This is a genomic window from Lysobacter sp. Root604 (assembly GCF_001427505.1).
Taxonomy (GTDB): Bacteria; Pseudomonadota; Gammaproteobacteria; order Xanthomonadales; family Xanthomonadaceae; genus Lysobacter.
Genome location: NZ_LMGS01000009.1, coordinates 780,732 through 792,819 on the forward strand (window position 1 = coordinate 780,732; position 12,088 = coordinate 792,819).

Consider the following 12,088-nt stretch of genomic DNA (forward strand, 5'->3'; position numbering starts at 1 on the left):
AAGGCGGCGGCGCGCGGAACGCGAACGGCCGATCGGTCCGCGCGAATCAACGCGGCCGCAGCAACTCCAACGCGTCGTAGCACGCGCCCATGGTGTGATAGTCGGTCTTGCCGGCCGGGCTCTTCTCGTCGCTGTACTTGCGGTTCTCGCGATCCAGGATGCGGAACCAGGCGCCGTGCTGATGATCGATGAAATGGTCCCAGCTGTACGCCCACAGGCGCTGGTACCAATCCCAATAGCGCGCATCGCCGGTGCGCTGCGCCAGGCGCGCGGCCGCCGCCAGCGTTTCGGCCTGCACCCAGAAGTATTTGTCGTCGTCGCAGACCGCGCCGTCCGGGTCGAAGCCGTAGCTCAATCCGCCATAAGCCTCGTCCCAGGCGTGCGCGACCGCGGTGTCGAACAACTGCTGCGCGGTCGGCAGCAGCCAGTCCACCGGCGCGCCGCGCTCCTGCGCATGGTGATCCAGGATCAACAGCAGCTTGGCCCATTCGGTCTGGTGCCCGGGCTGGAAACCCCAAGGCCGGAACAGGTGCTTGGGGTCGTCGCGGTGGTAATCCCAGTCGATGTTCCAGTCGCGGTCGTAGTGCTCCCACACCAGCCCGCCGGCCAGCGCCGCTTGCCGGCGCGTGATCTGACTGGCCAGGGTGCGCGCGCGGTAGTAATAGCGCGCGTCGCCGCTGGCCTCGTAAGCCGCGATCAGGGCCTCGCACAGGTGCATGTTGGCGTTCTGGCCGCGGTAGTCGCTGAAGCGCCAGCCGGCATCGGCCTCGTCGCGGTAGAGCCCGGCGTCCTCGTCCCAGAACCAGGTCTCCAACAGCTGCCAGGTTTCCTCCAGCCAGGGCGCGGCCTCGTCGATGCCGGCCTTGATCGCGCTGGCGTAGGCCAGCATCACGAAGGCGACGCCGTAGGCATGGTTGCTGCGGTCCTCGGGCACGCCGTCGCGCAGGGTCCAGGCGTAGCCGCCGCCGACCGGGTCGCGATGGGCCTGGCGCAGATAACGCAGGCCGTGGCGCGCGGCCTCGCGGTATTCGTCCAGGTCGAACTCGCGCGCGGCCATGGCGTAATTGAAAACGAAGCGCGTGCTGCTGACCAGGTGCCGGTGCGAGCGGTCGTAGACGCTGCCGTCGTCGCGGAAGTAGTGGAAGAAACCGCCGGCCGGGTCGATCGCGCGCGGGTGGTAGAACGCCATGGTGTCGGCGATGTGCGCGCGCAGGAACGCGGGGTCGCGGAAATCCGGCGGCGTGCCGTCGTGCAGGGGGGCGTCGTAGCGGCTCATAGCGGTTCTTCCATCACGGCTGCTCTTCCATCAATAGCTCCACTTCCGAACGCGGCGGCATCGCCGCGAACGCGCCGTGGCGCGTGGTCGCCAGCGCGCCGGTCGCGGCGGCGTAGCGCAGCGCATCTTCGAACAGCTCGCGGCGTTCGAGGAAGGCCGGAAAGTCAGGGGCTTGCACGTCCAGCGTCGCCAGCCGGTGCAGCCAGCCGCCGACGAAGGCGTCGCCGGCGGCGGTGGTGTCGGCCGGCAGCACTTCGAAGGTGCTCAGCTCGCCCTGGCGCGTGCGCGTGTACCAGCGGATCGGCGCGGCGCCGTCGGTGACCAGCACGCAGGTCGCATAGCCGTGCCACAAGCGTTGCAGGGCCGCGGTCTCGCTGCCCAGCGGTGCGGCCAGGAACGCCAGCTCGGAGCGGCTGAGCTTGATCGTGTCCGCCTCCAGCAAGGCCCGCCACACCGTCGGCAGCGGGTCGAAGGCGTCGGCCCACAACGCCGGGCGCAGGTTGAGGTCCATGCTGACCAGCGCGCCGGCCTGGCGCGCGCGCTGCATGCCCGACAGGGTGGCGTTGGCGATGCCGGCCTCGGTCAGGCTGTTGGAGCAGACGTGGAAGGCCAGCGCATCCTCGAAGCAACGCGCCTGGTAGTGCTCGGCGCGGAACAGCAGATCGGCCGCGGGCGGGCGGTAGAAACTGAAACTGCGCTCGCCATGCCCGTCCAGCGACACGAACGCCAGCGCGGTCTTGGCGCCGGCGGTGCGCACCGTATAGCGCACGTCCACGCCGACGTCGCGCAGCTGGTCGTAGAGGAAGTCGCCGAACATGTCCTCGCCCAGCATGCCGACGAAGCGCGCCTGCCCGCCCAGGCGCGCGATCGCGGTGGCCACGTTGGCCGGCGCGCCGCCCGCGTATTCGACGAAGTGGCGCGGCTCGCCCGGGCGCTGCGGCGGGCGCGCGAGGAAATCGATCAACGCTTCGCCGAAGCAGACGATGGCCTGGCGCGCATCGCGGGCCATCAGTGCATCGCCCGGACTGGCGGCGCCGATGCGGACGCATCGCCCAGCAGCGACGGCGCCAGGCGCGAGCCGCGCCAGCCGTACCAGACGACGAAGGCGTAGCACAGCAGCGGGATCGCGTAGGAGGATTGCAGCCCGATGCGGTCGGCCAGCGCGCCTTGCAGCCAGGGCACGATCGCGCCGCCGACGATGGCCATCACCAGCAGACTGGACGCCTTGCTGGTCATCGGCCCCAGCCGCTCGATGGCGATGGTGAAGATGGTCGGGAACATCACCGAGTTGAACAGGCCGATCGCGAGCACCGCCCACATCGCCGGCTTGCCGTGCAGCGACATGGTCGCCAGCAGCAGGGCGATCGCGATCACCGCGGCCAGCGCCAGCAGGCGGCGCGCGTCGTAACGCCGCAGCAGCGCGGCGCCGATGAAGCGGCCGACCATGGCGCCGCCCCAGTAGTAGGCCAGGTGCCGGGTGGCGGCGTCGCCGTCCAATCCGCCGATGCCGGGCTCGCTGAGGTAGTTGATCATGAAGCTGCCGATCGAAACCTCGGCGCCGACGTAGACGAAGATCGCCAACACGCCCCAGCGCAGGTGGCGGTGGCCCAACACCTCGCCGTAGCTGTGGCGCGCGTCGTCGGCGCGCTCGGTGGCCTCGGTCAGCGGCGGGATCCGCATCAGCGCCACGAACGCCGCCATCGCCAGCAGGCCGCCGGCGATGATCATGTAAGGCAGTTGCACGGATGCGGCTTCGTCGGCGCGGTAGGCCGCCAACTGGCCCGGCGACAGCGCCGCCAGTTCGGTCGCGCCCAGCACCGCGCCGGACAGGATCAGCGGACCGATCAGATACGGAAACAGGGTGGTACCCAGCGAGTTCAGCGCCTGCGCCAGGTTGAGCCGGCTGGGCGCGCCGGCCGGGTCGCCCAGCAGACTGATGTAGGGGTTGGCCGCCACCTGCAGCAGCGTGATGCCGCTGGCCAACACGAACAGCGCGCCCAGAAACAGCGGATAGGAAGGCAGCCGCGCGGCCGGGAAGAACATCGCCGCGCCGGCCGCGGCCACCAGCAAGCCGACCACGATCGCGCGCTGATAACCCAACGTGGCCAGCACCCGTCCCGCCGGCAGCGACATCAGGAAGTAGGCGCCGAAGAAGCTGGACTGGATCAGCATCGACCGCGCGTAGTTCATGTCGAAGACGGACTTCAGATGCGGAATCAGCACGTCGTTGAGGCTGGTCAGCCCGCCCCAGGTGAAAAAGATCAGGCTGACGACGGCGGTGGCCGCGCGGTAGGACAAGGTGCGATCGTTCATGCGCTGCCTCCGCGCGGGGCGGAAGCGGTGTCGTAGCCGGCGCGAATAGGTGGACGCATCCACCCGATAGTACGCGCGGATATCGCATCGCAATCGTGCGGACTCGGCATGATTTGTGCGGCTTGGATGTGCGTGCGTTGGCAGGTGCCGATCAGCCGATGGGCCGCAGCCGTTCGAAGGCGCGGCGTGGCGGGGCGCGGATCGTGGGCGGTGCCGCCCAAAGTCGCTCGGCCAAGGCGGACGCGGGTCGGCGCCGACGGGGTGCGGCCATGGCGTCGAGCAAGGCAGGGGCGCATGCGTTGGATCGGTCTAATTGCATCGCATGCTGCGCCCCGGTGCAGCGCCTTGCATTCTGCGGTGCAGCATGCGGGCGTATCGGCCACATGCTAGCGTTTACGACGTTTAGAACGATCTAAATTCACTGTCAGCGCCCCGACCGGGCCCGTCCCGGCGCGCCCAGCCGGAGCCGTCCATGCCTGCCGATACCTCGCCCCCGCGACCCACGCCGAAGCGCCGCCTGCGCTGGCCGCTGCTGTTGGCCTGGGCCATGAGCGGCCTCGCCGCCGCGGCCGCGCCGCCCGCGCCCGACGACGCCGGTCGCCGCGCTTACGCAGCGGTCGATCCCTTCATCGGCACCGGCGGCGAAGGCCACACCTTTCCCGGCGCGGTGGTGCCGTTCGGCATGGTCCAGCTCAGCCCCGACACCCAGATCAAGCCGCGCAAGGAGGCCTACGGTTGGGCCGCGGGCTACCGCTACGACGACACCAGCATCGTCGGCTTCTCGCACACCCATTTCTCCGGTACCGGCCACTCCGACCTCGGCGACGTGCTGCTGATGCCGATCGCGGGCGAGGTGCGCCTGGAGCGCGGCGAGGACGGCAAGCCCGGCAGCGGCTACCGCTCGCGCTTCCGTCACGACGACGAAGTCGCCCAGCCCGGCTACTACGCCGTCACCCTCGACGACTACCAGGTACGCGCCGAACTCACCGCCACCGAACGCGTCGGCGTGCATCGCTACAGCTTCCCCAAGGGCAAGCCCGCGCACGTGCTGATCGACCTGCGCACCAGCATGTACGACTACCCCGGCAAGGTGCTGTGGTCGCGCCTGCGCCTGCGCCCCGACGGCACCGTCACCGGCTTCCGCGAAACCCGCGGCTGGGCGCCCGGCCGCCAGCTCTATTTCGCGATGCGCTTCTCGCGCCCGCTCAGCGGCCACCAGTTCCACGACACCGAACAGGACGTGATCTACAAGGGCTTCCCGCCGCCGGCCGAGAAGACGCCCGCACTGCGCGCGCAGATCGAAGGCCGCCAGCTGGTCGGCGCCTTCGACTTCGCCGACGCCGCTGGGCAATCGCTGGTGGTCAAGGTCGCGATTTCGCCGGTCAGCGAAGACAGCGCCATCGCCAATCTCGACGCCGAAGTGCCCGGTTTCGATTTCGATGGCGTGCGCACACAGGCGCGCGCCGGCTGGACCCAGGCGCTATCGGCGGTCGATCTCGACGCGCCCGAGCCGATGCGCAAGAGCTTCTACACCGCGCTCTATCACACGCTGATGGGCCCCAGCCTGTTCATGGACAGCGACGGCCGCTATCGCGGCCCCGACAACGCCGTGCATCAGGCCAAGGGCTATCGCCACCATTCCACCTTCTCGCTGTGGGATACCTACCGCGCGCTGCACCCGCTGCTGACCTTGGTGCAGCCCGAGCAACGCAACAGCGACTTCGTCAATTCGCTGCTGGCCTCGCGCCGCGAAAGCCCCTACGGCGTGCTGCCGGTATGGGCGTTCCACGGCCAGGAGACCTGGTGCATGGTCGGCTACCACGCCGTCCCGGTGATCGCCGACGCCTACATGAAAGGCATCCGCGGCTACGACGCCGACGAAGCCCTGCAGGCCATGGTCGCCAGCGCCAGCTACGGCCCCTACGACGGCATCGCCCAGTACATGGAACTGGGCTACGTGCCGATCGACGAAGAAGGCGAGGCCGCGTCCAAGACCTTGGAATACGCCTACGACGACTGGACCATCGCGCGCATGGCCCAGGCCATGGGCCGCAAGGACATCGCCGCCAACTTCAACAAGCGCGCCGGCAACTGGAAGCACGCCTTCGACGCCAAGACCGGCTTCATGCGCGCGCGCAAGCGCGACGGCGCCTTCCGCGAACCCTTCGACCCCACCGTCAGCGGCTACGGCAGCGACTACACCGAAGGCAACGCCTGGCAGTACTCCTGGTACGTCCCGCAGGACGTCGCCGGCCTCACCGCCGCGCTGGGTGGCGACGCCAACCTGGTCGACAAACTCGACCAGGTCTTCGACGCTAAGGTCGACCCCAAGATCTTCGAGCACATGGAAGACATCACCGGCCTGATCGGCTGGTACGCGCACGGCAACGAGCCCAGCCACCATGTCGCCTACCTCTACGCCTATGCCGGCCAACCCTGGCGCACCCAGGAACGCCTCAAGCAGATCATGGCCACCCAGTACGCCCCGCGCCCCGACGGCCTGGCCGGCAACGACGACCTCGGCCAGATGTCGGCCTGGTACGTGTTCACCGCCCTGGGCTTTTATCCGGTGGCCCCGGCCAGCAACGAGTACGTGATCGGCCGCCCCTTCGTCCCGCGCGCCACCCTCAAGCTGCCCAACGGCAAGCGCTTCAGCGTGATCGCCGACGGCCTGGACGAGGCCCACACCTACATCGGCCGCGCCACCCTCAACGGCCAACCGCTGGACCGCGCCTACCTGCGCCACGACGAAATCCTCGCCGGCGGCGAACTGCGTTTCACCATGCAGGCCCAGCCCGACAAGACCTGGGCGACCGACCCCAAGCAGCGCCCGTACTCGATGTCCTCCCAGCCCTGACCCGCAGTGGCCGCACCGCGCCCACCGGCGCGGCCGCCTCCGGCATACCTGGCCGGCACGCACAGCCCGGCTTATGCCGCGCGGCCCGCTCCCGTAGAATTCCCCGACGCGCGGGCCTATAGCTCAACGGTTAGAGCAGAGGACTCATAATCCTTTGGTTCCAGGTTCGAATCCTGGTGGGCCCACCAGTCTTTTGCCGTCAAACGCCGGCACTGCTGACCAAGCGACAATCTCGATGAGGCAGCATTAGTCGCTCGCACCAAAGGCGATCGTAAGTACGGCGCGTATCGTCTGCGGAGGGCGGGCGAGAGTAGCCCGGACGAGGCGACCAGGTAGTCCTCTTCGCCCAGTAGGTTCGAGCCCAGGATCCGTACGTCGGCTGGACGGCCGCCGAGCTTGAAACGATTGCCCAGGCTCAGCGTCGTCACGGCCGGTGCCTCAAAGCTATGCGCCGTGTCGACCCAGCGTTCGTCCATGTCGCTGAGCGTCGCATCCAGCGACCAGTCTGGTCCGATGCTGTCCTTTGAGTGGGGTGTTGGGACTTGCATGGTGCAGTTGTAGCTTTCCAAGCGTGCCCTGCTTTGAGAAATTGGCCCAAGCCGTGATACTGCCCTCCGTGGGCTCTTGCCAAGGGACGGATCTTGCATGAGGGAAATTATCAGGGGGCTACAGCGGGTAATTGATTCCGCTGGCAGTGCCCCATTGCCGAGATCGCGTGGAAGCAAATCCACGCCCGCCGATAGCGTTGTTCCATTTCTTAAATGGGCTGGGGGGAAGCGCTGGCTTGCGCCATTGGCAGTTGATCTCCGCTCTTTGCGTTTTGACCGATACTTTGAGCCGTTCCTTGGGAGCGGTGCGATGTTTTTTGGCATAGCCCCGGCTACATCTGTGCTTTCGGATTCAAATGCCGACCTGATTGACGCTTACTGCGCCATCAAAGGTGATTGGCGCGCTGTTGCAAGAAAATTGCGCGAGCATGACCGCAATCATTGTGAAGACTATTATTATTTGATTCGCTCGCAAGCTCCGCTTAAGCCACATACCAGGGCCGCAAGATTCATATACTTGAATAGGACTTGTTGGAACGGTCTGTACAGAGTTAACAAGTTAGGTGTTTTTAATACTCCGATTGGAACCAAGACGCGTGCGGTCCTCGATAGTGACGATTTCGAGCGGGTAGCCAATCGTCTGAAGAGTGCAAAATTGATTGCAGCCGACTTCGAGCATCAGATTGATATGGCTCAAGAGGGTGATCTCGTATTCGCAGATCCTCCTTATACGGTGCGTCATCAATACAATGGCTTTGTTAAATATAACGAGAAGCTTTTTTCGTGGTCGGATCAGGAGCGCTTGTGCGAAGCCCTGTGGCGAGCATCCAAGCGCGGCGCTGCGATCATATGCACGAATGCGGATCATGAGAGCGTGCGTCAGCTTTATGGGCCATATTTCAACTTGACACCTAGGCAACGGTTCAGTGCCATCGCGGGAAACGGTGGTGCTCGCGGTCAGTATGCCGAGCTGATAATTTCAGGATGAGGGCTGGGTAATGTTCTCAAAGCAAAGGATTCAAGAATTCATTAAGGGTCGTTGGGAGTGGTTTAAGCGATGGTGGGGGCCGCTGCCTCTTGTTGGACATCTGGTTCATTGCACTGGCAAGAACCATATAGACACCCTCAAGGAGTTCTCAGCCACTTTCGTTTTTAGCTCGGCAACATTCTGGCTTACGGCCATATTTCTGCTTGCGTTTAAGCCGAATGTGCCGGCAGATTATTTTCGCTTGGTCTACACGACTATGAGCACGGGGCAGCTATTTATTTTCGCTGTAGGCATGCTTGGCCCAATCCTCTTCATTGCGCTTGACGAGCCGGCTAACGCCAAAAAGTTCCCCGGCAGAATAAGTCACGTCATCTTTCTGGTTTTACTTTCAGCGATGGCTGCGGGTTTCTACTCGCTGGAGCTGGCGGCGAGAAATCCCGCGCATAAGTTTCTGCAGATACTGAATACTGATTTCCTGTTCTTCGCATCTGTATTTGTTGCCGTGGTGGTTCTGATACTTCGCTATCTCACAACTGTGTACCGGAAGAACATTTCTGGGTTCAATGTTGAAGAAGCTATGAAGGAGCAGGCCAACGATTTTGCCGGAAGCTTCTCCGCTCGGCATAAGGAGCAAGGGTGATGAGGTCTCAGAGCGTTCTTGATCAGGATTTCACTATAGATGTTCCCTGCGTTCGTGTCTCGCAACCTATTGGAGACTTCTTTGTAGCCTCGATCGACTCCGCGATACTTCGACAAATTACCTATTCGGATGTCAGAGAGCTACGTGGTGGGCGTCCTATTGATGAGTATTTAGGTATTCAGCGCGAGGTTAATCCTAAGCGTGTTAAGGACATTGGCAAGTATGTCAACACGATTGACGCATGCTTTCCGACCGCTGTGATCCTTGCTATTCCCGGCCGCTGTGCCGAGTACAATGAGTTAAATCGTACTTTGACTCTGAAAAGTGATTTGCACGTTGACGAGTCAGAAAATCGAATTGATCGGACACAAATCGCTCGCGTGCTTGACGGGCAGCATCGTATTGAAGGGCTCTTTCATCTAGCCGAGGGTCATCCGCCCTTTGAAATTAATGTGTCCATTTTTATTGAAATGGACATTGAAAGTCAGGCGTATCTGTTTTCTGTTGTTAATCTTTCGCAGACTAAGGTCAGTAAGAGCCTCGCCTATGATCTGTACGAGTATTCGCAGGCACGCAGCCCGCAGAAGACCGCGCACAATATTTCAGTCGCGCTTGATCTTGAGCCGAAAAGCCCCTTTTACCAGAGCATCAAGCGATTGGGTGTGGCAACCAAGGGGAGGTTTACCGAGACGCTGACACAGGCGACCTTTGTGGAAGCGCTCTTGCCGTACCTAACGCCGGATCCTATCAAGGATCGAGATATCTTCCTGCGTGGCTCCAAGCCTGCTAAAGCAGAGGTTAAAGATCTAGAGCGGCATATATTTAGAAACATGTTTCTAGAGAACAGAGATCTAGATATAGCAGACGTTATATACAATTTCTATAAAGCTGCTTCTGAGCGTTGGCCCACGGCTTGGGCTCAGGGGGGATCCGGCGCGATGCTAAAGAAAACGAATGGCTTCAGAGGTCTTATGAGGTTATTGAGACCGGCGTACCTACATCTTGCTAGACCTGGTGATGTGGTGACAGCGGACCAGTTCAATGTGCTTTTCTCTCGCACTAAGATTCAAGACGCTGATTTTAACGTCGACAACTTCAAGCCCGGCACGAGCGGTGAGACAGCGGTTTATCATCAATTGTTTTCTGAAATGGGGCTTCGATAGGGGGCATTTCGCCAGCATCCGGCACAAGCTGCAAAGCTTGGGCTCAGAGTGCGTTTTGGGAGGAGTTTAACTGGTGGCACAGTGCAGTGGGCTCTGAATCCGTTCGGTAACTTAGTCGCCGAAAGTCCTCGGAGCGCCGCCATATTTGCGAGGGTCGTGGTATCGCTTCTCGCGTACTTGGGCAGTGATCCGTGGGCCGTTCTCGTCAGGATGGATGTCCCGTAACTCGATTCCCTCGGCAGCCGCACATAGTCGGACGTAGCCCCGTACGATGTTCTCTGTGAACTGATACTGTCCCTTCCGATAACCTGCACGAAGTAGAGGCCCATGGCTCGGCTTTTTGAGCGTCGCAAGAGCCTGAAGGATCTTATCCTTCGGCAGCGCACTTACGCTGAGGTCTTCGCAGATGGTGGTGTACGAGGTGTATATCTGCGCAGCCGTTCGCTCCAGTTGCCACGAGTCTGCAGCCGCCCATGCAAGCAGCTTGTAATGTGGTGCTCGCCCTCGTGTGGCCTTGTCGTACGGCTTGCGGATCTCTTCCTGAGCATCGGTCACCGCTGCCGCAATGGCCCCAGAGAGATGCTCTAAGGTGATCTGAGTTGCTCCCTTGTCACCGTAAACCTTGTAGAGCAGCTTCTCCATTAGAAGGTGAACATAGTACGGAAAGCCGTTTGCGATGCTAGCAATCCTGAAGCGAGCAGTCCTTGTGGGCTCCACCTCCCAAGAGAGGCCAAACTTTGCGAGAGCGTCATCAATGATGTCGAGTGCGGACTGATAGTCGATCCGCTCAAGCGGAATCTGTGCAAGCTGTCGAAACGAAGAAGCGTGGCTGCCTAGTATCTGCTCCAGATCGGACCCTACGCCAGTGAAAATTATCGTGATCCTGGCACCTCGATCGCCTAGGAGTTTGACCAGTTCGGCGAACTGTCCGCGAATGCTCTGGTCTGTTATCCGATCCATCTCGTCAATTACTACGACGCGAAAGTAGTCACTCCGATCAGCATCCAGGGAAGCGAGTGTGTCTGCTGCCAACGCAACAGTGATGCGCGGCGCAACGCTCGTCTCAATTGTTGTGGCGCCGAGACTTAGCCACTGCCCAAAGCCCCAAGTTGACGACTTCTGGATGGTCTTCAACCGCCTCTCGTCGAAGACCTCGATAACCAACCTAAGAATGTCGTCGAACGTCGAGTCGCTGGAGCAGCCGATCTGCTTGAAGCAGTCTGCGGTCGTGGCTGCCCGTCGGCCCGCGGTCTTCGCGAGGGATGTCTTCCCGACGCCGCGTTCTCCGAATACGAAGACGTGCCTTCCTGCGGCATAAATTGCCTGGGATACATTGCTTAGTTGTTCTGAGCGTCCTTTTAGGTGAGTCTCATCGTCGATAGGCCGCGAATGAGAGACAACCGTCTGCAGCTCTAAAGCGAACTGCGCGGGGTATAGCGAGTGGATTTTGGGTATCACTAAACGGCTCCTTTGCTTCCCTTCTCAGCGGTCGCTCGTAACGGGTACGCCCGTGTCGGTGGCATGCCCCAAGTCGGTACAAGTCCACGGAAACTGGGGTCAGAGTGCACTTCACGAGACGTGCTGGCCGGAGGTCCTAAAGAGCAGCCTGCTCCCATATCCGACCCCTCGCAAGGCAATCGCACGTCCCCGCTTCAACGCCTCCACCATCTCAGGGGAAGAGCGGCGGGGGTGGGGGTATGATGCCCAGAAACCCCCAGTAAGAACCCGCAGCATGGCAAAGGCGAATCCACTTCAGGAACAGCTGCTCAAGGCAGGCCTGGTCAAAAAGTCCAAGGTGGCCGAGGTGGCGCGCGAGCAGAACAAAGCGCGGCATGCCAAGGGGCCGTCCGGGCCCAGCGAGGCACAGCTGGAGGCGGAGCGGGCGCGGGCCGAAAAGGCCGAGCGGGACCGCGCGCTGGCGGCGGAGCGCAAGGCGCAGGCGCGGGTCGCCGAGCTGCGCGCGCAGGCGCGGCAGATCATCGAGGACAGGAAGGTGCCGCGCTCGGGCGAGAGCGAGTACCGCTTCACCGCGGGCGGGGTCATTCGCACCTTGCTGGTCAATGAGGATCTGCGTAAGAAGTTGTCCGCCGGCGAACTCGTGATCGCCTGCCTGGGCGAGCGCTACGAACTGTTGCCCCGCGCGGCGGGGGATAAGGTCCGCGAGCGCGACGCCAGCATGATCGTGCTCGACCATGGGCTGGCCTCCGACGCCGGTGCTGCTGCGACGACGGCCGAAGACGATGCGTACTACGCGCAGTTCAAGGTGCCCGACGATCTGGTTTGGTGACTGGCGCTGAAATCCG

At 62.6% G+C, this 12,088-nt stretch carries 9 protein-coding genes and 1 tRNA gene; 6 read left to right on the forward strand and 4 right to left on the reverse strand.

The annotated features are described in order from the left end of the window. Positions 1 to 46 precede the first annotated feature (46 nt). From ASD69_RS11730 to ASD69_RS11740, 3 genes are read right to left on the reverse strand one after another with little or no spacing between them, the layout of a single operon-like run. Positions 47 to 1,276, reverse strand: coding sequence for an AGE family epimerase/isomerase (locus ASD69_RS11730; RefSeq protein ID WP_056178017.1), 1,230 nt, complete (start codon positions 1,274 to 1,276; stop codon positions 47 to 49). Positions 1,277 to 1,289: 13 nt separating this feature from the next. Continuing rightward, positions 1,290 to 2,285 carry a carbohydrate kinase gene (locus tag ASD69_RS11735; RefSeq protein ID WP_056178019.1) on the reverse strand — a complete coding sequence of 332 codons (996 nt, stop codon included), beginning with the start codon at positions 2,283 to 2,285 and terminating at the stop codon, positions 1,290 to 1,292. Next, a complete protein-coding gene (locus tag ASD69_RS11740; RefSeq protein WP_056178022.1) occupies positions 2,285 to 3,589 on the reverse strand; it encodes a sugar MFS transporter in 1,305 nt (434 codons plus the stop codon). The genes ASD69_RS11735 and ASD69_RS11740 overlap by 1 nt, the downstream gene beginning before the upstream one ends. A gap of 472 nt (positions 3,590 to 4,061) precedes the next feature. Between ASD69_RS11740 and ASD69_RS11745 the strand changes: the two genes are divergently transcribed. From ASD69_RS11745 to ASD69_RS21265, 5 genes are all read left to right on the forward strand, one after another. Next, complete coding sequence (locus ASD69_RS11745) at positions 4,062 to 6,446, forward strand: GH92 family glycosyl hydrolase (protein ID WP_082576441.1); 2,385 nt, start codon at positions 4,062 to 4,064, stop codon at positions 6,444 to 6,446. 112 nt (positions 6,447 to 6,558) lie between these two features. Then, positions 6,559 to 6,634, forward strand: a tRNA-Ile gene (locus ASD69_RS11750). A 457-nt stretch (positions 6,635 to 7,091) separates the two neighbouring features. Further along, entirely contained in the window at positions 7,092 to 7,982 is an 891-nt protein-coding gene (locus ASD69_RS21260; protein ID WP_082576442.1) for a Dam family site-specific DNA-(adenine-N6)-methyltransferase, read from the forward strand. Positions 7,983 to 7,992: 10 nt separating this feature from the next. Further along, positions 7,993 to 8,622: a hypothetical protein gene (locus ASD69_RS21935; RefSeq protein WP_157499165.1), complete on the forward strand. Its 630-nt coding sequence runs from the start codon at positions 7,993 to 7,995 to the stop codon at positions 8,620 to 8,622. Further along, positions 8,622 to 9,785: a DGQHR domain-containing protein gene (locus tag ASD69_RS21265; protein WP_082576527.1), complete on the forward strand. Its 1,164-nt coding sequence runs from the start codon at positions 8,622 to 8,624 to the stop codon at positions 9,783 to 9,785. Before ASD69_RS21935 ends, ASD69_RS21265 begins: the two co-directional genes overlap by 1 nt. A 111-nt stretch (positions 9,786 to 9,896) precedes the next feature. On the opposite strand, the gene ASD69_RS11765 is transcribed toward ASD69_RS21265, so the two are convergent. Then, entirely contained in the window at positions 9,897 to 11,243 is a 1,347-nt protein-coding gene (locus ASD69_RS11765) for an ATP-binding protein (protein WP_082576443.1), read from the reverse strand. Positions 11,244 to 11,517: 274 nt separating this feature from the next. Here ASD69_RS11765 and ASD69_RS11770 point away from each other — a divergent pair, with 274 nt between their 5' ends. Beyond that, complete coding sequence (locus tag ASD69_RS11770) at positions 11,518 to 12,072, forward strand: DUF2058 domain-containing protein (protein ID WP_056178031.1); 555 nt, start codon at positions 11,518 to 11,520, stop codon at positions 12,070 to 12,072. The last annotated feature ends 16 nt before the right edge of the window (positions 12,073 to 12,088 follow it).